The sequence below is a fragment of the Pseudobdellovibrionaceae bacterium genome, from assembly GCA_019637875.1.
In the GTDB taxonomy this organism is placed as follows: Bacteria; Bdellovibrionota; Bdellovibrionia; order Bdellovibrionales; family Bdellovibrionaceae; genus JAHBUW01.
The window spans coordinates 1-20,621 of sequence record JAHBUW010000016.1; the positions used below are offsets into that span (position 1 = coordinate 1).

16 protein-coding genes are annotated in these 20,621 nt (G+C 59.5%); 7 read left to right on the forward strand and 9 right to left on the reverse strand.

The window, feature by feature from the left end; all coding sequences use genetic code 11:
- On the reverse strand, window positions 1-353 hold a 353-nt coding region (locus KF767_16795), incomplete at its 3' end, for an endonuclease MutS2 (GenBank protein MBX3019548.1).
- A gap of 3 nt (window positions 354-356) precedes the next feature.
- Complete coding sequence (lnt, locus tag KF767_16800) at window positions 357-1,937, reverse strand: apolipoprotein N-acyltransferase (GenBank protein ID MBX3019549.1); 1,581 nt, start codon at window positions 1,935-1,937, stop codon at window positions 357-359.
- A 110-nt stretch (window positions 1,938-2,047) separates the two neighbouring features.
- Here lnt and KF767_16805 point away from each other — a divergent pair, with 110 nt between their 5' ends.
- Both KF767_16805 and KF767_16810 read left to right on the forward strand, forming a co-directional pair.
- Window positions 2,048-2,812: a hypothetical protein gene (locus KF767_16805; GenBank protein ID MBX3019550.1), complete on the forward strand. Its 765-nt coding sequence runs from the start codon at window positions 2,048-2,050 to the stop codon at window positions 2,810-2,812.
- A 13-nt stretch (window positions 2,813-2,825) separates the two neighbouring features.
- Entirely contained in the window at window positions 2,826-3,590 is a 765-nt protein-coding gene (locus tag KF767_16810) for a hypothetical protein (protein ID MBX3019551.1), read from the forward strand.
- A gap of 30 nt (window positions 3,591-3,620) precedes the next feature.
- Here the strand turns inward: KF767_16810 and KF767_16815 are convergent, their stop codons facing one another.
- The 6 genes from KF767_16815 to clpS all read right to left on the reverse strand — a co-directional run bounded on the left by KF767_16815 (window position 3,621) and on the right by clpS (window position 12,880).
- Window positions 3,621-4,478, reverse strand: a complete 858-nt coding sequence (locus KF767_16815; protein MBX3019552.1) for a metallophosphoesterase — start codon at window positions 4,476-4,478, stop codon at window positions 3,621-3,623.
- Window positions 4,479-4,575: 97 nt separating this feature from the next.
- Window positions 4,576-5,898, reverse strand: a complete 1,323-nt coding sequence (locus KF767_16820; GenBank protein ID MBX3019553.1) for a S8 family serine peptidase — start codon at window positions 5,896-5,898, stop codon at window positions 4,576-4,578.
- Window positions 5,899-6,370: 472 nt separating this feature from the next.
- The gene (locus KF767_16825) at window positions 6,371-9,007 is read right to left on the reverse strand and encodes a transglycosylase SLT domain-containing protein (protein ID MBX3019554.1); all 2,637 of its coding nucleotides are present in this window, start codon (window positions 9,005-9,007) and stop codon (window positions 6,371-6,373) included.
- 111 nt (window positions 9,008-9,118) lie between these two features.
- Window positions 9,119-10,015 (reverse strand): protease HtpX, encoded by an 897-nt coding sequence (gene htpX, locus KF767_16830; protein MBX3019555.1) that lies wholly within the window; start codon window positions 10,013-10,015, stop codon window positions 9,119-9,121.
- Between the two features lie 153 nt (window positions 10,016-10,168).
- Entirely contained in the window at window positions 10,169-12,466 is a 2,298-nt protein-coding gene (clpA, locus tag KF767_16835; protein ID MBX3019556.1) for an ATP-dependent Clp protease ATP-binding subunit ClpA, read from the reverse strand.
- A 12-nt stretch (window positions 12,467-12,478) separates the two neighbouring features.
- Window positions 12,479-12,880: an ATP-dependent Clp protease adapter ClpS gene (gene clpS / locus KF767_16840; protein ID MBX3019557.1), complete on the reverse strand. Its 402-nt coding sequence runs from the start codon at window positions 12,878-12,880 to the stop codon at window positions 12,479-12,481.
- Between the two features lie 388 nt (window positions 12,881-13,268).
- Here clpS and KF767_16845 point away from each other — a divergent pair, with 388 nt between their 5' ends.
- The 4 genes from KF767_16845 to dnaK all read left to right on the forward strand — a co-directional run bounded on the left by KF767_16845 (window position 13,269) and on the right by dnaK (window position 17,824).
- The gene (locus KF767_16845; GenBank protein MBX3019558.1) at window positions 13,269-13,856 is read left to right on the forward strand and encodes a prepilin-type N-terminal cleavage/methylation domain-containing protein; all 588 of its coding nucleotides are present in this window, start codon (window positions 13,269-13,271) and stop codon (window positions 13,854-13,856) included.
- Window positions 13,857-14,096: 240 nt separating this feature from the next.
- The gene (locus KF767_16850) at window positions 14,097-14,591 is read left to right on the forward strand and encodes a hypothetical protein (protein ID MBX3019559.1); all 495 of its coding nucleotides are present in this window, start codon (window positions 14,097-14,099) and stop codon (window positions 14,589-14,591) included.
- Between the two features lie 86 nt (window positions 14,592-14,677).
- Window positions 14,678-15,805: a molecular chaperone DnaJ gene (gene dnaJ, locus KF767_16855; protein MBX3019560.1), complete on the forward strand. Its 1,128-nt coding sequence runs from the start codon at window positions 14,678-14,680 to the stop codon at window positions 15,803-15,805.
- A 99-nt stretch (window positions 15,806-15,904) separates the two neighbouring features.
- Window positions 15,905-17,824, forward strand: coding sequence for a molecular chaperone DnaK (gene dnaK, locus KF767_16860; protein ID MBX3019561.1), 1,920 nt, complete (start codon window positions 15,905-15,907; stop codon window positions 17,822-17,824).
- 119 nt (window positions 17,825-17,943) lie between these two features.
- Here the strand turns inward: dnaK and KF767_16865 are convergent, their stop codons facing one another.
- A complete protein-coding gene (locus KF767_16865; protein MBX3019562.1) occupies window positions 17,944-18,462 on the reverse strand; it encodes a hypothetical protein in 519 nt (172 codons plus the stop codon).
- Between the two features lie 175 nt (window positions 18,463-18,637).
- On the opposite strand from KF767_16865, the gene acs reads away from it, so the two are divergent.
- A complete protein-coding gene (gene acs, locus KF767_16870; GenBank protein MBX3019563.1) occupies window positions 18,638-20,587 on the forward strand; it encodes an acetate--CoA ligase in 1,950 nt (649 codons plus the stop codon).
- Window positions 20,588-20,621 lie beyond the last annotated feature (34 nt).

Here is a 20,621-nt window from a genome sequence, read left to right on the forward strand (position 1 = left end):
GCCCACTCCGAGCGGGATTCTTTCAAGACTTCATCGAGCGCGATGATTTCCAGACAGAAGGTGCGCACGTCGCGAATTTCGAGAACTCTTAAGACCGCGCGCTTTTTCACGCGCGCGTACCAGGGTTCGAAGAAGTCCAGGCTTTCCATGAAGGGGCGTTTGCCGGTGGAGAGGATCTCGACGGCGTCGAAAACTTTCCGCAGCGCCCGTTCGGCTTCAAGTTTGGAGCGGCAGGGACCGAGCTGGGCGATTTGCAATTTCGCGGTGCCGCTCGTGGCGAAGCCTTCGATGCGGCCGAGCACCGCGGGCCAATCGAGTTCGTTCAGTTCAGGTGATTTGATTTCATTTTTCATAAATTAAAACTTGGGTTCCTTTCGGCGTCCCGCAAGTCCGGCGATGAGGGCGATCAGCAGAAGCACCACGGGGAAATACGCCCCGTAGCGGATGTAGAAGGTTTGGTGAGTGGTGGTGCGATACGGGATCTCGAAGACCGAGGCCCACTCTTCGAAGGTCGGCGAACGTTGCAGCTGCGTGCCGTCGGCGAGAATCGCGGTGGTTATGCCCGTGTTCGTCGAACGCACGAGCGGACGACGCGCCTCCACGCCGCGCGCGAGCGTCATGATCATGTGCTGGCGCGGTTCGAAGCCGGGACCGAACCAAGAGTCGTTGGTCAGGTTGACCAGGACTTCCGCGCCCTTTCGCACGAGCGCCTCGGTGAAATCGGGGTACAGGCTTTCGTAACAGATCTGCGGACCGATCTTCAGCTCGCCGTACTGGAAGAGCGTGGGGCCCGAACCGCGACCGAAGCCGGGACCGCCGGGATTGATTTTTTTGAGGTAAGGGAACATCTCGCCGAAGGGCACGTACTCGCCGAACGCGAGCAGATAGGTTTTGTGATAACCCGGCGACAGCGGCGTGCCGTCGGGTTGGTAAAGGAACATGCCGTTGTACTCGCGGCGATTCGCCGCGCCGGGAAGATCGTTCGCGTAAGAGCCGGTCAGAATCGGGATCTGGATCTCTTGCACGAATTTGACGAGCTCGCTGTTGTAGTAGCGATGGGCATTGTGCGCGCCCAGAAAATCCGGATACGCGCTTTCCGGCCAGACGATCAGATCGACGTTTCCGTTCTGCGCGAGGCCCTGCCGGGTCAGGCGGAAGTAACGGTCCTTGATGTCGGCTTGAAAGCCCGCGCCCTTTTCGGCCATGACTTTTTCGAGGTTCCCGATGTTCGCCTGGACCTGCAGGACCCGCAGCGTTTTGTCCGCACCGGTTTTCCAGGGCGCGCCGTGCTGCTGGCCCCAGAAGTTCAACGCGACGAACAGAAGCACGAGCCCACCGACACCGCCCACCCAGAGATGATGGGGACGACGGCGAATCATGCCGGCGATGAAGGCGTTCGCCAGATGCAGGCCGAGGCTCAGCCCCAAAAACCCCACGACGTCGGCGAATTGGAAGATGGGAAACTCGGCCCACAGAAGCGGGTAACCCAAGTTCCACGGAAAGAGCGAGGGCCAGAGCGTCTCGCCCGCGTTTTGGAAAACGGCGAACAGGACGAAGAGCGCGCCCGCGCGCAGCGGCCACTTCGAGTCGATCCACTTCGCGAGCAGGCACGCAAAGGGAATGTAAAGATGCACGAAGCTCGCAAAGCCCAGCAGCGCAAGAATCGCGATGGGCCAGGGAAGATAGCCGAATTCGTGGGCGACGTAAGCAATCCAGTGAAAGCCGATCAGCGACAGGATGAACTGCGCGACCCATGCCTTCCAGAACACTTTTTTCAGTGAGGTTTCATGACGGAGATCCAGCCACAAGGGCACCCAGCAAAACGCCAGAGCCCAAGGTGGGAGCGGGATATACGAGGTTCCCATCATGAATCCCGACAGAATTGACCAGCGATAATTCTTGAAAAAGAGGCCGAGACGCACGATGATCTGAGGCATGGCCTTCAAGGTAGGGTCTTGACCCTCCAAACTCAAGCTTCCTTCGGAGTACGAAACTGGAAAATCTCGAGCTTCCGAAATTCTCAAAATCGCGGACTTATCTGCACCCCTTGTTCCTGCGAACACGGTGTCCGCATTGTCAGAAGCTCTACAGGATCGACACCCGCGACATCAAATCCAGCGAGCCGCACTTCGACTGCCTGGTTTGCGAGACGACTTTCGGTTTCGCGTACCCCGCGGAAAATCCGCTCAATGTGAAAGCGAAAATCGTCAAAGCGGCACTTCTCCCCTCGGAAAAAGTGACCGAGACGCGTCCGCTCGACGTGAAGTCGTGCCCGAAGTGCAATACGCTCAACGCGAAAGGCAGCGCGCAGTGCGGTCGCTGCGGCGTCATCTTCGCCCAGCTCGAGAATCTGCCGCTCGACGCGAAGACGGGAGCGCTGCCGAGCCTCGTGCGCGCGTGGCAAGAGCTCATGGGCGATTACGACAACCTCGCCAAACATATGGCCTTCGTGCATCGCTGTGAAGATCTGCAGGCGTTGCCTTACGCGCTCAAAAAATACCGCGACCTCAAGGACGTGCAGCCTCAGGATGAAATTGCCGACGAGATGCTGCATCGCGTTCTCGGAGGGCGCCTGAAGCGACCGGCGGCGTGGCTGTCGAAACATCCTGCGGTGAAGACTGCGCTGAGTCGCGTTCATTGGGCGCGGATTCGCAAAATTTCGCCGTGGGCGGTCTCGGGTCTATTGATTTTGCTGGGTTTAACGACACCGAGTTTGAAGAACCTCGCCGGCATCGGCGCGTCGCTTCTTTTTATCACCTTCGGTCTGCACCTCTTTTTCAAGGGACGTATTGAGTTATCCGACTTTTGGTGACAGCTTTTTGGGCATGAATTTGTTCAGGGGCAAAATTCACCAGGCTTGGGTCCTCGTTTTCGCACTGAGTGCGAGCCTTTCTTCTGCGGCACAGGCGCCGACCGAAACTCCCATCACGCGGATCAAAGCGGATTATCTTTGCGCGCTCGGCGAGCGCGGTGAAGAGGTCGTGGGTTTCACCTTGGCCGGCCCCGGAGCGCCCGCGCGGGTGTGGCTCGGCATGGCCGACAACGACATGGGACTTGAGCCCGAGGTGAGTTCGTTCACCTACGCCGCGTGCGCGGGCTGCTTTACGGTGTCCGCACGCTACAGCTTTTCGGGTGGACTCAATCTTTTGCATTTCGAAACGGTCGACGAGAATGCGAACTTCATCGCGGGCCCGTGGCCGCCGCGTCCGCCCGAAGCGGTCGTGAATCCCGATCAGGAAGAGCCCATCGAACTTCCCGAAGAGCCCGGTGAAAATCTGTGGCGGCCTTTTTGGATCGTGGCTCCGAACGCGGTCGACTGCGATCTGCCGCCGGGCATGGAGCTTCCGCCGGAATGTCGTCAAGACGATCCCTGCGACGTTCCGCCCGGGATGGAGCCGCCGCCGGAGTGTCGCGGGGACGACGACCGTCCGCCGGGCTCGGATCCTTGGCCCGAGCCCACGCCGACCCCCACTCCGGAAGAGCCGGTCACGCCCGTGGGGCCGCCCCTGCGCGTCCGCTATTACGAGACGAGCGCCGATGGCGCCCGCATCTTGTTCCAGAGCCAAGGACTGTGTCGGTCCACGCGTTAAGTGAAGACGGCGCCGCCGTCGTAGAATCCTTTAGCTTTCGCTATCCGTGAACGCCGCCGCTTCGCCTCCGGGCACCGGGGCGGGGCTGGCGGGATTTCCGCGCAGCACTTGACTGCGGTCCTGCGTGCGCCGGAAGTCGCCCGCCGAGGCGTCGTAGTCGTAGACCTGCACGTGGATTTCGTCATCGCGCAGCTCGATCACGTTGAACGAGTTCGGCTCCTCACGCGTGCGCACCGAAACGCCGGTGCCGGCTTTGATTTCGAGCGGGAAGAGCTCATTGGGATCGTGCGCGCGGCGGAAGACGCCGAAGCGGTGATTGTGCCCCGACAGGATCAGGTGCGGCTTCATCGCGAGCACGCGTTCGCGGCGTTCGTCGTACTTTTGTAAAAGTATTTTCGATTCGAACATCGAGTGGTGGGTCAAAACGATTTTGAAGCGGGGATCGTTCGCGACCTCGGGATAACCGATCTCGAAGCGCGAGATCTGCTTGTTCGAGAGTCGCCCTTCCTTCACGGACCAGCGGTCTTGCGTGTTCAGTCCCAGAACCAAAATCTCATCGTCTTCGAAAACGTCCTTTACCAGCGGTGCGATATAGCGGCGGTAACGCGAAAGCGGCGTGAGGAACCGCAGAAAAGGCAGATGCATCGGCATGTCGTGGTTGCCGGGAATCGCCACGATGTGCGGTACGTCCAGACGGCGCAAGAAAGAGGCGGCCTCGCGGAATTGATGAAGGGTCGCGCGCTGGGTGAAGTCCCCGGTGATCAGGACGACGTCGAATTGGGGTTGCGCCCGTGCGATGAAGCGCTCAAACGCCGCGATGATACGCTCGTCGGTACGGCCAAAATGCAGATCCGAAACGTGGATGAATTGTCGATTGGGAAAAGCCAAGGGCGCGTCCTCCTTCCGTCGTTTTAGACCGGGTGAAGCGCGCCCTCAAGCAGACGTTCGCGCGAGTGGAAAATCGCGCCAGATCCCGTTGGTCCCGTTATTGCGTCTCGCCCAGACGGTTGCCCGCGTTCGACTCGCCGCCGAGCGCGTCCATCAGCGATTTGCCGAAAGTCGCGATTTTGGAAGTGGGCTCCATCCCTTGACCCGCGTCCATCGTGTAGGACTGAGTCGAAGAGGCCGAAGCGACGCCCGAAGCGGTCACGCCCGCGTCAAGCATGGTGAGCGCTTTGTACAGGTTCAGACGGCGCGAGGTGCGCGTCTTCGCGATCAGCGCGGCGTTCGAGTCACCCGTCGACAACACGTACTTCTTGACCTGACCGACCGAGAAGTCCGTGTGGTGCGCCATGACCAGAACCGCCGCGCCGGTGACGAACGCGGTCGCCTGCGAAGTGCCCGTCATGTAACCGTAGTTCGAGCCGGGCAGAGTCGACAGAATGTTTTGTCCCGGCGCCGCGAGGTCCACGGTTTCGACGCCGTAATTCGACGACGAGAGGACTTCGGTCTTGGGATCGATCGCGGTGACCGAGATGATGTTATCCAAACCGTAGTCGGCGGGATAGTACTTGTGGTGATCCGAGTTCGAACGTTCGTTCCCCGCCGCCGCGACAAAGAGGATGCCTTGGTTGCGCGCCTCTTGGATGGCCGCTTTCTCTTCCGCCGAGAATTCGGTTCCGCCGCCCGAGTAATTGATGATGTTCGCCTTCATTTTGATGGCGTAACGGATCGACTCGATCGTGTTCTTCAAGTTGTCGGTGTTCGGAACTTTGGGATCGAAATACTTCAGGACCATCAGGCTGACGTTCGGGGCGATGCCCGCGATGCCCTTACCGTTACCGGCCTGCGCGCCGACGATACCCGCGATGTGGGTGCCGTGACCGTGGTTGTCGGTCAGGTCGCCGTTGTTCGAAACGAAGTTCCAGCCGTGCACGTCGTCTTTGAAACCGTTGCCGTCGTCGTCGATGCCGTTGATCGACTTGTTACATTCTTTGATCGAGAGGGCTTTCGTTTCGGGCATACCTTTACAGTAGTCGTTTTGCACGACGCCGACTTCGCCTTCGTTTTTCCAGATATTGAGCGCGAGGTCCTCGTGATCGACATCGGCGCCCGTATCGATGACGGCGACCACGATGCGGTCCGAACCTTTCGAGATTTCCCAAGCCTTCGCGGCTTCGGATTTTTTGAAGCCCCAGGCTTGATTGATCGCCGGATCGTTCAGGGCGACGGTTTGCTCCATCACGGGCTTCTGGGACTTCTGACCTTTATCGGCCAAGTCGAGGGGGCGTTCGCCTTGATCGGCCACTTGTTCGGTGACGTTCACGCCGTGATCGAAGGTCTGACGCTTCATCACGAGCGATCCCATACCCAGAAGGCCAATCGAGCTCACCGCAACCACAACCACAATCCGAATGTCTTTCACTTGAAGCCCCCTGGATCGTCCACGACCCGACAGCAGTTACCGCTTTATAGAGCAAGGAGGGGGCCATGGTCGGGGTGACCAGTGGCTCGACTAAATAGCCAATTTCAGAAGGGAAAACGGATCGAAACAGAATGATCCAGTGTCGAAGTTGTGATTTTCCGTCGACGAACTTTGCGACAGCCTTCACAACTCCGTCTTAATTCGGGAATGCGCGCGTTTTTGTGTAACCGATATTCGCTCGGAAAAGGTGCGCATCAAATTGCGATGAGACACGAAAGTCGCCCGGCAGGCGACACGCCCGTCGGCGCGGCGGGGTCAGCTGGGCCGAGCGCGCGCTGAAGCGCGAAACGCGCCTTCCGGGCGCGTTTCGTGAAAGACGAATGAGAATGTCAATGAATCGCGGCGAGTGCCTCGATCAGAGAGAAGCGCTCTGATCGCCCGCGGAATGTTTGAATTTTTGCAGATCCGGTAGACACTCCGGCGGGAAAGCCAGCGCCATCTCGGGATTTGCGAGTCTTTTGTAGAAGATGTAGTTACGCAGAACGAGCTTCACGTAAGTGCGAGTCTCTTCATAGGCGATTTCTTCGATGAACTCGACGGGGTCCTCGCGGAAGCGCGACTTCAGCCAACCTTTGATCGCGCGGTCGTTGGCGTTGTAGCTCGCGATCGCCAGGATGAAGTTCCCGTCGTAACGGTCGAGTCCCTGGCGCAGCATCTTCGCGCCGACCGGGATGTTCAAATCGGGCCGGTAAAGATCGTCGTGCCCGCTCCACGCGATGCCGAGCTCTTTCGCCACGTTCTTCGCCTGCGTCGGCAGGATCTGCATCAAGCCCATCGCGTCCGCGAAGCTGCGCGCGTTCGGGTCGAACGCCGACTCTTGGCGGATGATCGAGAACACGAGTTCCGCCGGGATTTCCTGACGGTGCGCCGCCGATTTGATCGTCGGGGCGTAGTCCATCGGGAACAGCAGCTCCGGATGGTTCAGTAGTAAAGCTTCGCGTTGCGACTTTTCGATCTTGCCGATGGTAGCGAACAGCGGCAGGTAAAGCCCCGCGCGCGCGTAAGATTTCAAAAGCTCGAAACCTTGCTCGGTCGTGTAGTCCCAGCGCGATTCGAGCGCGAGTCCGTCCAGATATTTTTCGAGGATCTTTTTTTCGCCCATCAAGTGCAGATCCGTGATCCACACCTTCTCGTCGATCGTCAAAGAGCGCAGCGCGGTTTTGGCCGGGGCCTCGGCCGCGGTCTCACGCGTCGCGAGTCCGGGCGCCACCGCGCCCGTCGGGAGCGCCGTTTGTCCACGAGCCGCCGGAGGCGGCTCAGAAGCTTTGCCCGCTGCAGGCGGCTCCGACACCTTGCCCGCCGGAGGCGGCTCCGAGCTGGTCGTTGCCGTGGGCTCCACCGCGCCGACGTCCGGTTTCACATTCGGGTCCGCGACCGCTTGGGTTCCGCCGTGTCCAGCGGCACCGCTGAGGTTCGGGTCGTGCAAGTTTGGATCTAGCGCGACGGCGTCGCCCGTCACGGTCTGCGCGCTGCTGGCGATCTCGTCGTCGAGTTTCGCGGCGGACTTCGCTTTTTCGAGCTCTTCGCGAAGCGCGTTCCAGCCTTTCAAGCTGTCCGCGCGCGAGGCGTTGATCGGCGGGATCACGTGTTGCAGTTCGTGAAAGGCGATGAGTCCGTAATAACCGACGGGATCGTCGAAAGCCACTTGGCGGAAGACGAGCTGCGCGCGTTCGCCCTGGCCCGCCTTCGCGAGCGATTTACCCTGCCAGAAGCGGGCGCGCAATTGGTCGCCGGGTTCGGGCGCGTTCGCGGCCAGCGTTTCGAAAGCCGCGGCGGCCTCGATGTCCCGACCCAGGCGGCGCAGCGCCCACGCGCGGGACGCTTCGATTTTCACCCGCGAGGCTTTGTTCGAAAGACCGAGCGCTTTTTCGTAGTGGGCCAGCGCTTTCGCGAAGTTCGCGTCTTCTTCTTCCATGCGGCCGCGGATGAACTCGATCTCGAACAGTCGCGCCCCGCGCTTCGCGAAAAGCTTTTCCATGCGCGACATCGCCTTTTGCGCTTTGGCCTTCTGGCCGTCGGTCCACAGCGCGCGCACCCAGTAAAGGCCGCTGTCGAAGGCGAGGATCCACTCTTTGTTCTTCACGAGCCAGTCGTAGTACTTTTCGGATTCTTCCAGATGCTGCGGTTTATTCTGTTCGACCTTGAACGAGTTGCGGTGCGCCTGGAACGCGCGCCGCTGGTCATTGAACTTCGCGAACTTCGAGGTCATGACTTTGCGCAGGTACTCGCGACCTTTCGCGAACTCGCGCGCTTGGATCAGATCCTGGCCGACGTCGAGGTAGTCGCCGGCTTGCGGATTTTTCAGAAAGCGCGGCGCGAGTTTTTCCAGGTCGTGGCGTAGGCGCTTCGCCTCCTCGGGCAGGTTTTTGGTCTCGGCGATCTGCACGGCCATTTCGAGCTGTTGGGTTTTTTCACGGAGATTGCGGTTCTCGCGAATTTTCGCCGACAGCAGCTCGAGGTAACGGGGCCACTTCTCTTGGCGTTCGGTCACGACCATCTCGGCGTCGTCTTTCAGCGCTTGCAGCGCCGGGAAGTGCGCGACGTCCACATCGTTCAAATTGTCGGTCGGCTTCACGAGCGCCGAGCACAAAGTCCAAAAGCGCAGCTTCGCGAATTCGCGGCGGTTGAAGTCCGCATCCTCGGCGAGTTTTTGAAATTCGGGGCAGGCCTCTTGATTGCCCAGGGTGAGCGCCCGGCGGTAGGCGTCGAGTTTCGCGCGGCGGGCTTTGGCGACGTGGATGTCGGGAAAGATCGACGACGCGTCTTCCGCGACCGAAGCGACTTCCCGGGCCTGCGGCAGAACGAACGACGGCCGCTCGCTCGGGGACCAGTTCAGAAAAGCGAGGGGCGCTTCGCCGTGGCCGACGTGGGGATCCATAGGGAGAAGGGCGGCGGGAATGCGGACGCCGTTCTCGGCGTACAGTGAAAGTCCCGATCCCAGGATCAAGAAAGACAGCACTAAAAAAGAAGATTTGCAGAGTCCATTGCGCATCCCTTCAAGGATAGACCGGGGGGAGCGGGGTCACAAGGGTGGGAAGCGCGGATATGAAAAAAGGGCCCTCTGGCGAGGACCCTTTCTTCGATTTGGCCGGTTAAGACGCGATTAACGAATGATGACCGCGTTCTGCAGGCGTTCGATCCGCTGTTCCAGCGGGGGATGCGTGCTGAACAGCGCCATGACCCCGGCCGGTTTGTTCGAGATCTTCATGGTCGCCATGCCGCCGTTGTCCGGCGTCATCTGGGGGTAAAGCGACTGCAGACGACGCAGTCCCGCGATCATCTTGTCGCGGCCCGCGTACTGAGCTCCGCCCAGGTCGGCGCGGTACTCCCGCAGACGCGAGAAGTAGGCGATCGCGATCGAGCCCAGGATCGTGAAGACGATATCGAACAGGAACGTACACGCGAAGTAGACGACGGTCGAAATTTTCTCGTCGACCGAGTTCGCGATCACGCGCGCCACGATCCGCGAGAAGAACAGGACGAACGAGTTCACGACCCCCGTGACGAGCGTCATGGTGACCATGTCGCCGTTTGCGACGTGGGCGACCTCGTGACCGATGACGCCCTCGACCTCGCCCTTCGACATTTTGTTCAGCAGTCCGGTCGAAACCGCGACCAGGGAGTTGTTGCGGGAAGGTCCGGTCGCGAAGGCGTTCACCTCATCGCTGTCGTAAATGCCGACTTCCGGCATCTTCTTCAGGCCCGCGGCCTGCGCCATGCGGTAGACCATCTGCACGAGCTCTTGCTCACGCGGCTGCGCGGAATTGGGATTGATGATCTGAACGCCCATCATCCACTTCGCCATCATCTTGGACATGAAGAGCGAGATGAACGCGCCCCCGAAGCCCCAAGCGGCACAGAACACCATCAGGCCGCCGATGCTCGACGGATTCAGATTCACGCCGAAGAGCGGCAGAACAACGTTCAAGAACACCGAGATCGTCACGATGACCAGGACGTTCACTAACAGGAACAAACCAACGCGTTTGAACCATTTCATTCAAGGACCTCCTACAAGTCGCTATAAAATTGTGTATCACGTGGGTTTCGTCAAGGTCCACAGAATCAAAAAATCATAATCAAAACGGCTCGTTAAAGCCGTTTTGATTCATCAGGGGCGAAGGGATACTTCGTTTTCCGTGAAGGGATGGTTTTAGTGGACCGTTTCGAGGGTCTGGGTCTCGATCGTGAGCTGATTGTCTTTCACGTCGACGTACAAACGTCCGCCTTTGGCGAGATCTCCGAACAGGAGCTTATCCACCATCGCGCGCTTGATGTGTTCGTCGATCGCGCGCGCCATGGGCCGCGCGCCGTAGACCTTGTCGTAACCTCGTTTCAGCAGCCACTGCGCGGCCTCCGCGCTGACGTTCAGCTCCACGTTCTTTTTCACGAGCTGCGTGCGCAGCTCTTCGATGAACTTGTGGACCACGCGCAGGACCATGCCTTCGTCCAAATCTTTGAAGGTGACGATCGCGTCCAGACGGTTCAGGAATTCGGGCGCGAAGTTCTTCTTCAGCGCTTCCATCGAAAGTCCCGAGCGCGGAGTCTCGACCAGGCCGATGCTTCCGCGCGCGACTTCCGCCGCGCCGGCGTTCGACGTCATGATCAGGATCACGTTGCGGAAATCGGTCGTGCGGCCGTTCGCGTCCGTCAGGCGTCCGGCGTCCATCACTTGCAAGAGGATGTTGTAGACGTCCGTGTGCGCTTTTTCCATCTCGTCGAACAGCAGAACCGTGTACGGGCTTTTCGTGACGGCTTCGGTCAGCTGACCGCCCTCTTCGAAACCCACGTATCCGGGAGGCGCTCCCACCAAGCGCGCGACGGTGTGCTTTTCCATGTATTCGGACATGTCGAAGCGGGTCAGCGGGACGCCCAAGAAGTCCGCGAGTTTACGGCAGACTTCGGTTTTTCCGACGCCCGTGGGGCCGGTGAACAGGAAGGTCCCGATGGGTTTGTTGTCGCGGCCCAGACCCGAACGCGAAAACTTGATCGCGGCGACCAGACGGTCGATCGCCTCGTCTTGTCCGTAGATGACGGACTTGAGTTTGCGGTCGAGATCTTTCAGCTGATCCAGCTCGTTCGCCGAAATGGTGCTGGCGGGAATCATCGCCATACGCGCGATGGTCTCTTCGATTTCGCGGGTGGAAATCGTGACGCCCGCACGACCCTTCAGGCGCGCGTCGGCACCGGCTTCATCTAGGACGTCGATCGCTTTGTCCGGTAAGAGCTTGCCGGTCAGGTATTTGGCTGACAGTTCGACGGACGCGGTGATGGCGTCGTCCGAGATCGTGACGTTGTGGTGCTTTTCGAAGCTTTTGCGCAGGCCCTTCAGGATCTCCATCGCTTCGGGGAGCGAGGGCTCCTTCACGTCGATGCGTTGGAAGCGCCGATTGAGCGCGCGGTCCTTTTCGAAGTGCTGACGGAATTCGGTGTAGGTCGTGGAACCGACGCAGCTCACGTCGCCATTGGCGAGCGCGGGTTTCAAGAGGTTCGACGCGTCCATCGAGCCGCCGCTGGTGGAGCCCGCGCCGACGATGGTGTGAATTTCGTCGATGAAGAGGATCGCGTTTTTGCGTTTTTTGATCTCTTTCAGGACGCCCTTGATCCGGCCTTCGAAATCCCCGCGGAACTTCGTGCCCGCCAGCAGCGAACCCAAATCCAGCGAGTAGATCACTTTATCGGCGAGCGCCTCGGGCACGTCTTTCGCGACGATGCGCGCGGCCAGCCCCTCGGCGATGGCGGTTTTGCCGACGCCGGGTTCACCGATCAGGAGCGGATTGTTTTTCGTGCGACGGCAAAGGACCTGCATCACGCGTTCGAGGACGTCCGCGCGGCCGATCAGGGGATCGACTTTGCCGGATTCTGCTTTTTCATTTAGATTGGTGCAGAAGCTTTCCAGCGGCGAATTTTTACTTTCGTCCTGGGGCAGTCCGTCGATGTCTTCTTTGCCGCCACCGTCGGGGCCGGGGATCGCGCGGGGGCCTTCGTCGGCGCCGTCTTTTTCGATTCCGTGCGAGATGTAGTTGATCACGTCGAATTGGGTCACGCCTTGGCGCGAAAGCGCGTGCACGGCGAAGCTGTCCTGTTCGTAGAAGTAGGCGACGAGCAGGTGGCCGTCCGAGATCTGCGTTTTGCCGGCGCTGCGGACCTGCAGGGCCGCGCGCTGGATCAAGCGATGGCAGGCGAGGGTGAACTCGGGCTGCCAAGTCTCGTACCCACCGTAGGCGGAGAGCTGTTCGACCGTGATTTGCGGGCAATTCTTTTTGATGGAGTCGCGCAGATCCGTCTTCAGACGGGTGACGTCCACGCCGAGGGCCGTGAAGATCTGCTGCGCGGATGCGGAGTTCGTCAGCGCCATCAAAATATGTTCGAGCGTCACGAATTCGCAACGCGACTGTTTCGCATCCTCGGCCGCTTCGGCCATCCGACGTTCCAGATCACGGCTTAACATCGACGTCTCCCTTCATTCGGGTTCGAGAGTGCACTTCAAGGGATGCTGATTCTGGCGGGCGAACTGATTCACCTGCATGACTTTCATTTCGGCGGTCTCGAGCGAGTAGACGCCCGCGATGCCGGAACCCTTTTGGTGTACATCCAGCATGATCTTCATCGCGGCTTCTTCGTTCTTCGCGAAGAAACGTTTCAGAACTTCGACGACGAAGTCCATCGGGGTATAGTCATCGTTCAAAAGCAGCACTTTGTACAGTCGGGGCGTCTCGACGCGCGGAGCGGTGTCGACGACACTGCGAATATCGCCCGAAGTGTGATCGTCGTCGCCGTCGCGTTCGCCGCCCCCTCCCTCGTATTTCTGAGGGATGTGCGAGTTATCCAGTCTAAGATCTTCGACTCGAGAATTGTGCTGCATGCCTCTCTCAGTTTGACCCAAATTTCCGTCCGGGTCACGACGGCCCGGGGCGCGTTCCCGGCGCCCGCGGAAGTCCCGGCCCTTCGTCGAGGTCACCTCAATCGGGTAGGCCGTGACATAATCTGTTTCGCAATGTGGGCGCGCTTGGGAAAATGTCAAGACGAGTGGACTTCGCTCTTGAGGGACAAACCCCGACTTCCGATGAGTGGGTCCGAGAACGAAGCGCACGAAGCAGACGTCCGTCCCAGTGTGAAACACGTCTGAGCATTCGCTTGGTTTAGGTGAAAAAAATGTGCAAACTGTAGTCGTCTGATCAAAAATTCTGCGCAGATTGTTGGGGCGGCGAAGTTTTGATCTCAAAATTTAGCAAAAAGGGCAGGGGGTTTAGATGAAGAGACAAATGGGCACAAAAGGACAAGCGGGTTTCTCGCTCGTCGAGCTGATGGTGGTCGTGGCGATCATCGGGGTTCTTGCGATGATGGCCGTTCCGCGGGTGAACTCGTTCATCGCGAAGTCGCGTCAATCGGAAGCGAAAGTGAATCTAAGCTCCTTCTACACGTTCAATAAAAACTTCTACGTCGAGTTCCAAGGTTATACGAACTCGTTCGAAGCGATGGGCTTCTCTCCGGAAGGTCAGCTTCGTTATAATATTGGTATCGGTGGTACCGCGGCCGCGAATACTCAGTACACCACGCTGAAGGGGACTCCCGGAGGCACGGTGAGCTCGCTGGCACGCTGCCCGGTTCTCACGGCTCAGGCCGACAGTACGGTCGAGTGCTTCACGCTCCAAGGAGCGACGGGCGAAGATCCGCCGGAAGTCGCGGGTGAGCTGGAAGAGCCGTCTTTCGCGACCTTCACTGCGGAAGCTCGTGCGGTCCTGATCTCGAATGCGGCGGATACCGAAAACGACCGTTGGACGATCAACCAATCGAAAAACCTGCTGAACCCCAACGACGGAACAGTGGAAGGCGACTAAGCCTTGAGCGAGATTGGCCCCTCTGTGCAATCAGCGAAAGAAAAGAGCGGCTCCGGCCGCTCTTTTTTATTGATGAGCTCCGCGAAACTCCGTGCGGGTTTGGGGTGGGGGCTCATTTTGGCGGGTCTTATTGTCGGGCTCGCGTTGTCACGTACGGAATTGCGGACCGCGGCCGACAGACCGCGTGAACTCATCGCACCCCCTCGTGACATTCAGTACTTCACCTTCGGTCACAAAGAGATCCTCGCGGACGCGCTCTGGATCCGTTCGCTTCAGGATTTCGATTACTGCGAGAAGCTGGTGAATCAGCGGGATTGCCGCTCGGGCAGCTGGTTGTATCAAGTGCTGGAAGTGATCACCGATCTTTCGCCCTATTTCCGCATGGCCTATTCGGCCGGCAGTATGGCGTTGACGGTGATCATCTCGGATATCGAGGGGGCGTCGAAATTTTTCGATAAAGCGGTCGCGCGTTTCCCCACCGATTGGGAAATCAGTTACAAAGCGGCCTACCACGCGATCTACGAAGAGAAAGACCTCGAGAAAGGGGCACGGCTCGTGGAAGTCGCGGCTCAAAATGGGGCTCCCGATTGGGTGCACGTCTTGGCCGGGCGCCTGTACACGCAGGCGGGGCAACGCGAAATGGCCGAGCTGCTCGCGCGCAATCTGGAGGCGGCGGGCGAGGACCCGAAGATCGTCGAGGCCATCCGGGCCCGCATCCGCGAGAATCAACGGTAACCCGCCTTAATTTCAGGCAAATTTCGTGTTTTTCCACCCCCGGGGGAACTTGACACTCCGTGGGCCAGATCCCATGTTAGCGAGGCATGCGTATCACTCGCGATTATTACGAAATTTTGGGCGTGGAAAAGACGGCCGACGGCGACGTCATCAAAAAAGCGTATCGCAAATTGGCGATGCAATTTCACCCCGATAAAAATCCGGGCGACAAAGAAGCCGAAGAGAAATTCAAAGAGGCCGCCGCGGCCTACGAGATTCTCTCCAACAGCGATAAACGCGCGAAGTATGACCGTTTCGGTCATGCGGCTTTCCAGCAGGGCGGCGGCGGTGCGGGTTTCCAAGACGTCGACGATATCTTCAATCAATTCTCGGACATCTTCGGCGACTTCTTCGGTATGGGCGGGCAAGGCGGTCAGCGCCGCGCGCAGAACCGCACGAGTCCCCGCCGCGGAGCCGACCTCCGCTACGTGACCGAGATCTCGCTGCGTGAAGTGATCGAAGGTGTCGAGCGCGAAATCGAGTTCGAGACCGACGTGAACTGCAACTCGTGCTCGGGCTCGGGCGCGGAAAAAGGCTCGCAACCGCAGACCTGTACGACCTGCGGCGGCCGTGGCCAGGTGGTGAAGCAACAGGGTTTCTTCCAGATGGCGGCGACTTGCCACGCGTGTCGTGGCGAAGGCGTCGTGATCAAACATCCTTGCAAAACCTGTAAGGGCAGCGGTCGCGGCAAGCAGGATCGCAAGATCCGGCTCACGATCCCCGCGGGGGTCGACACGGGCACGCGTCTGCGCGTGACCGGCGAAGGCGAAGGCGGCTATCGCGGCGGTCCCGCCGGCGATCTGTACGTCGAAGTCGCGGTGAAGGAAGACAATCGCTTCGAGCGTGAAGGCAATCATCTCTTCGGCGTTTTGAAGCTCGATTATCTGCAGTGCCTGCTCGGCGCGGAAGTCGAAGCCGAGGTCGTCGTGGGCTTGAAATCCGTGACGGTTCCGGCGGGCACCCAGGTTGGTGATCGCCTGAAGGTGCCGAACGAAGGCGTCCCTTCGCTGCGCGGTTCGCGCCGGGGTGACCTCTACTACACGGTCGAGGTCGACTTCCCGACGAAAATGGACAAAGACGAAGAGCAGCTTCTCCGTCAAATTGCTGAAAAAAGGGGCGTAAACGTCTCTGGAAGCGGCGGGTCCATGTTTGGATTCCTGGGCCGGAAGAAATAAGAAGAAGCCCGACTTGACGAAGCGTGACTCGCACCCAATTTAAACACGAACGAGAGGCGCTCCTGAAGCGCTCTTTGATTCGAAGGAGAACAGCATAACATGGGTAAAATTATCGGTATCGACTTGGGGACCACGAACTCGTGCGTGGCCATCATGGAGGGCGGCGAGCCCAAAGTTCTGGTGAACGAAGAAGGCGCGCGCACGACTCCGTCGGTGGTCGCTTTCACGAAAGACGGCGAACGCCTGGTCGGTCAGATCGCGAAACGCCAAGCGGTCACCAACCCCGAGAACACCATCTTCTCGGCAAAACGTTTCATCGGCCGTCGCTTCCAAGAGGTCGCGGAAGAAGTGAAACTGGTTCCCTACAGCGTCGTTGAAAAAGGGAATGACATCGCCTTCAAAATTCAAGGCGGCAAACAAGCCTCGCCCGAAGAGATCGGCGCGGCGGTTCTGGGTAAACTGAAAAAGGTCGCAGAGGATTACCTCGGCGAACCCGTCACCGAAGCGGTGATCACGGTTCCCGCTTACTTCAACGATTCGCAACGTCAGGCCACGAAAGACGCCGGCCGCATTGCGGGTCTGGACGTGAAGCGGATCATCAACGAGCCGACGGCCGCCGCTCTGGCGTACGGCATGGACAAGAAGAAAGAACAGAAGATCGCGATTTACGATTTCGGTGGCGGTACGTTTGACGTGTCGATCCTCGAAGTCGGCGACAATGTCGTCGAAGTCAAAGCGACCAACGGGGACACGCACCTCGGTGGGGACAACTTCGATATCCGCATCCTCGAGTGGCTCATCGCGGAGTTCAAAAAAGATCAGGGCATCGACCTGAAGAACGACAAGATGGCGCTGCAACGTCTGAAAGAGGCGGCGGAAAAAGCGAAGATCGAGCTGTCCAGCGCGCAAGAGACCGAAATCAATCTGCCGTTCATCACGGCGGACCAAACCGGTCCCAAGCACTTGCAGATCAAACTGTCGCGCGCGAAGTTCGAGCAGATGGTCGACGACCTCGTGAAACGCTCCATCGAGCCCTGTAAGAAGGCGCTCGCGGATTCGGGCCTCGAGAAAGGCGCGATCGACGAGATCGTCCTGGTCGGTGGTTCGACCCGTATCCCCGCCATTCAAAAAGCGGTGAAGGATTTCTTCGGGAAAGAGCCGAACCGTTCCGTCAACCCCGACGAAGTCGTCGCGGTGGGCGCGGCGGTGCAGGGTGGGGTCTTGGCGGGTGACGTGAAAGACGTCCTGCTGCTGGACGTGACTCCGCTGTCGCTCGGGATCGAAACTTTGGGTGGCGTGATGACTCCGCTGATCGAGCGCAACACCACGATTCCCACGCGCAAGTCGCAGGTCTTCTCGACCGCGGCAGATAACCAGCCGGCCGTGGATATCCACGTCCTGCAGGGTGAGCGTAAGATGTCGACGGACAACAAGACTTTGGGACGCTTCGAGCTGCAAGGCATTCCGCCGGCTCCTCGCGGAGTTCCGCAGGTCGAAGTCACTTTCGATATCGACGCGAACGGGATTCTGAACGTCTCGGCGAAAGATATGTCGAGCGGGAAGTCGCAGAATATCAAGATCACGGCGCAGTCGGGTCTCTCCGAAGAAGAGATCAAGCGCGCGGTGAACGATGCGGAAGCGCACCGTAAAGAGGACGAAGAGCGCCTCGAAGCGGTTTCGGCCCGCAACCAGCTGGATAGCATGGTCTTCCAAACGCAGAAACTCGTCAGCGACACGCCGAACCTCAGCGAAGGCGACAAGACGACGCTGAACGCGGCGGTGGATGCGGCGAAAGTCGTCCTTGATAACAAGCAGGCTTCGGTGTCGGACCTGAAGAAGGCGACCGAAGAACTGCAAACGGTTTCGCACCGTGTGACCGCAGAGCTGTATAAAAATGCGGGCGCTCAGGGCGGACAACCCGGCGGAGCGGCTCCGGGAAGCGAAGACACGCAGACCGACGCAGGCGCGAGTGCCGGCGGCGACGATGTGATCGACGCGGACTACAAGGACGTGAACTAAGGTTCCACGAAACAGATCCAAAAACGCAAAAAGGCCCGGGAAACCGGGCCTTTTCTTTTGGGGGTATCATCTACCTTCCGGAAAGTAGCAGGTACTTTCCAGAAGGTAGAAGCTACCTTTTAGCGGGCTTCGACGTCGACGTTGGTGAAGATCCCCAGATAGACGTAGTCGCTGCTGCAGTCGCCGTAGCTGCAGATTTCGCCGACACGGTAGATGCTGGCGGTGGGGGCGACTTGGATTTCGGTGGGTGAGAGCTTGGCGACACGGAAATAGACGACGAGCTCATCGACGGGGGAGTCTTTGCGTTTCGAGGCGATCGGCAGGCGCATATAAGTTACGAGGGTCGCGGGGGCGATCGCGTTCGCGCGCAATGAGCCTTTGAGCGTCGCTTGGTAAGCGCCGCCGTCGCGGAGGTCGCTCTCGTAGTAGCACTCGCTGTTCGCGGTGCGGACGAGTTTCAAATCCGACGTCACGACGTGGTCGTTCGCGAAGAATGCGTCGAAACCCGGTTTCGCGTAGCCCTTCTGGATATCGGGAGTCCCGACCAGCAGGTTCAAACTCTGCGGGCAGCTTTTCACGGGAACGGCTTGCGCCGAAAGACCGAAGGCCGCGATCAATGTCATCAGAGTCAATTTCATGATTTTCCCCTCCTCGAGATGGAGGCCGTGTACCCCATTCGCGAGCCTTCGACGTGTTAGAAATGGCTAGCGTGTCGTCTTTTCAGGTGAGGGGAGCGATGACTCTTTCCGGCAAAATTGACCTTCGCCCCGCGCATCATGACAAACGCGAGGGGGAGTCTAGACTCTTTACTCGATGAGCACTCAACAGACGTTTCCGCCGACCGAAGCCTTCGCCCGCAACGTCCTGATCACCAAAGAAACCTACGACCGGATGTACGCCGAGTCCGTGCGCGCCCCGGAAAGCTTCTGGGCGAAGCAGGCCGAGCGGCTGCACTGGTTTAAGAAATGGGACGCGGTGAAGAAGACGAGCTTTCAGAAGCCGGTCTCCATCGGCTGGTTTCTCGGCGGAAAACTCAACGTCGCTTACAACTGCCTGGATCGTCATTTGCCCGCGCACAAAGATCGCGTCGCTTTCCACTGGGAGGCCGACGCGGAGAATGCACCCAGCCGCAAGGTCACTTACGGTGAGCTGCATGAGGACGTCTGCCGGATGGCGAACGTGCTGCGGAAGTACGGCGTGGGGAAGGGCGATCGGGTCACGATCTATATGCCCATGATTCCCGAAGCGGCGGCGGCGATGCTGGCCTGCGCGCGGATCGGTGCGATTCACTCGGTGGTCTTCGGTGGATTTTCTCCGGATTCGATCTCGGATCGGATCAACGATTGCGAGTCATCTTTCGTCATCACTGCCGATGAAGGTCGGCGTGCGGGGAAGGTGATTCCCTTGAAGGCGAACGTCGATACCGCATTGAAGAAAACGACGACGGTGAAGAACGTTCTTGTCGTCGCGACGGCGGGCGGGCCTGGGACATCGGTGAATTTCGAGACGGGCCGCGATCTGTGGTGGCACGAAGAGCGGGGCACCGTTTCGGCCGAATGCGAGGCCGTGCCGATGGACGCGGAAGATCCGCTCTTCATTCTGTACACTTCGGGCTCGACGGGGAAACCGAAGGGCGTGCTGCACACGACGGGCGGTTATCTGCTTTACGCGGCGATGACCCACGAGTACGTTTTCGATCACCGCTTGGACGACGTCTACATGTGCACGGCGGACATCGGTTGGGTGACCGGACACAGCTACATGGTGTACGGACCGCTTGCGAATCTCGCGACCTCGGTGATGTTCGAGGGCGTGCCGAACTATCCCGATCACGGCCGCCTCTGGCGCATCGTCGACAAATACAAGATCTCGATTTTCTACACGGCGCCCACGGCCCTGCGCGCGTTGATGCGCGAGGGCGACTCCTGGGTGACGAAAACGTCGCGGAAATCCCTGCGCGTTCTGGGAACGGTGGGCGAGCCCATCAACCCCGAGGCGTGGCTGTGGTATCACCGCGTGGTCGGCGAAGGTCGCTGCCCCATCGTGGATACCTGGTGGCAGACCGAGACGGGCGGCATGATGATCACCTCGCTTCCGGGCGCGACGACTCTGAAACCGGGCTCGGCGACGAAACCTTTCTTCGGCGTGCGTCCGAAACTCCTGACCTCCGAAGGGGCCGAGATCACGGGCGCCGGCGAAGGCATCCTCGTGATCGAAGACTCGTGGCCGGGGCAGATGCGCACGGTCTACCGCGATCACGCGCGTTTCGAAGAGACCTACTTCTCCGCCTATAAGGGCTACTACTTCACGGGGGACGGTTGCCGTCGCGATGAGGACGGGGACTATTGGATCACGGGCCGCGTGGACGACGTCTTGAACGTCTCGGGGCACCGCTTGGGCACGGCCGAAGTCGAAAGCGCACTCGTCGCTCATCCGCAAGTCGCCGAGGCCGCGGTCGTCGGCTACCCTCACGACGTGAAAGGCCAAGGGATCTACGCCTACGTGACGCTGAACACAGGCGTTACTCCATCCGACGAACTCAAAAAAGAGCTCATCAAATTCGTGGCTCAGGAGATCAGCCCCATCGCGAAACCCGATCTGCTGCAATGGGCGCCGGGCCTCCCCAAAACCCGCTCGGGCAAAATCATGCGCCGAATCCTGCGCAAGATCGCCGAAAACGCTCCGGACCAACTCGGCGACACGAGCACGCTCGCCGACCCGTCCGTGGTGACGAGTCTGGTAAACGACCGCCAAAACCGCTAGGGTACCACGTACCGCGTGCGGTACCATGTACCGC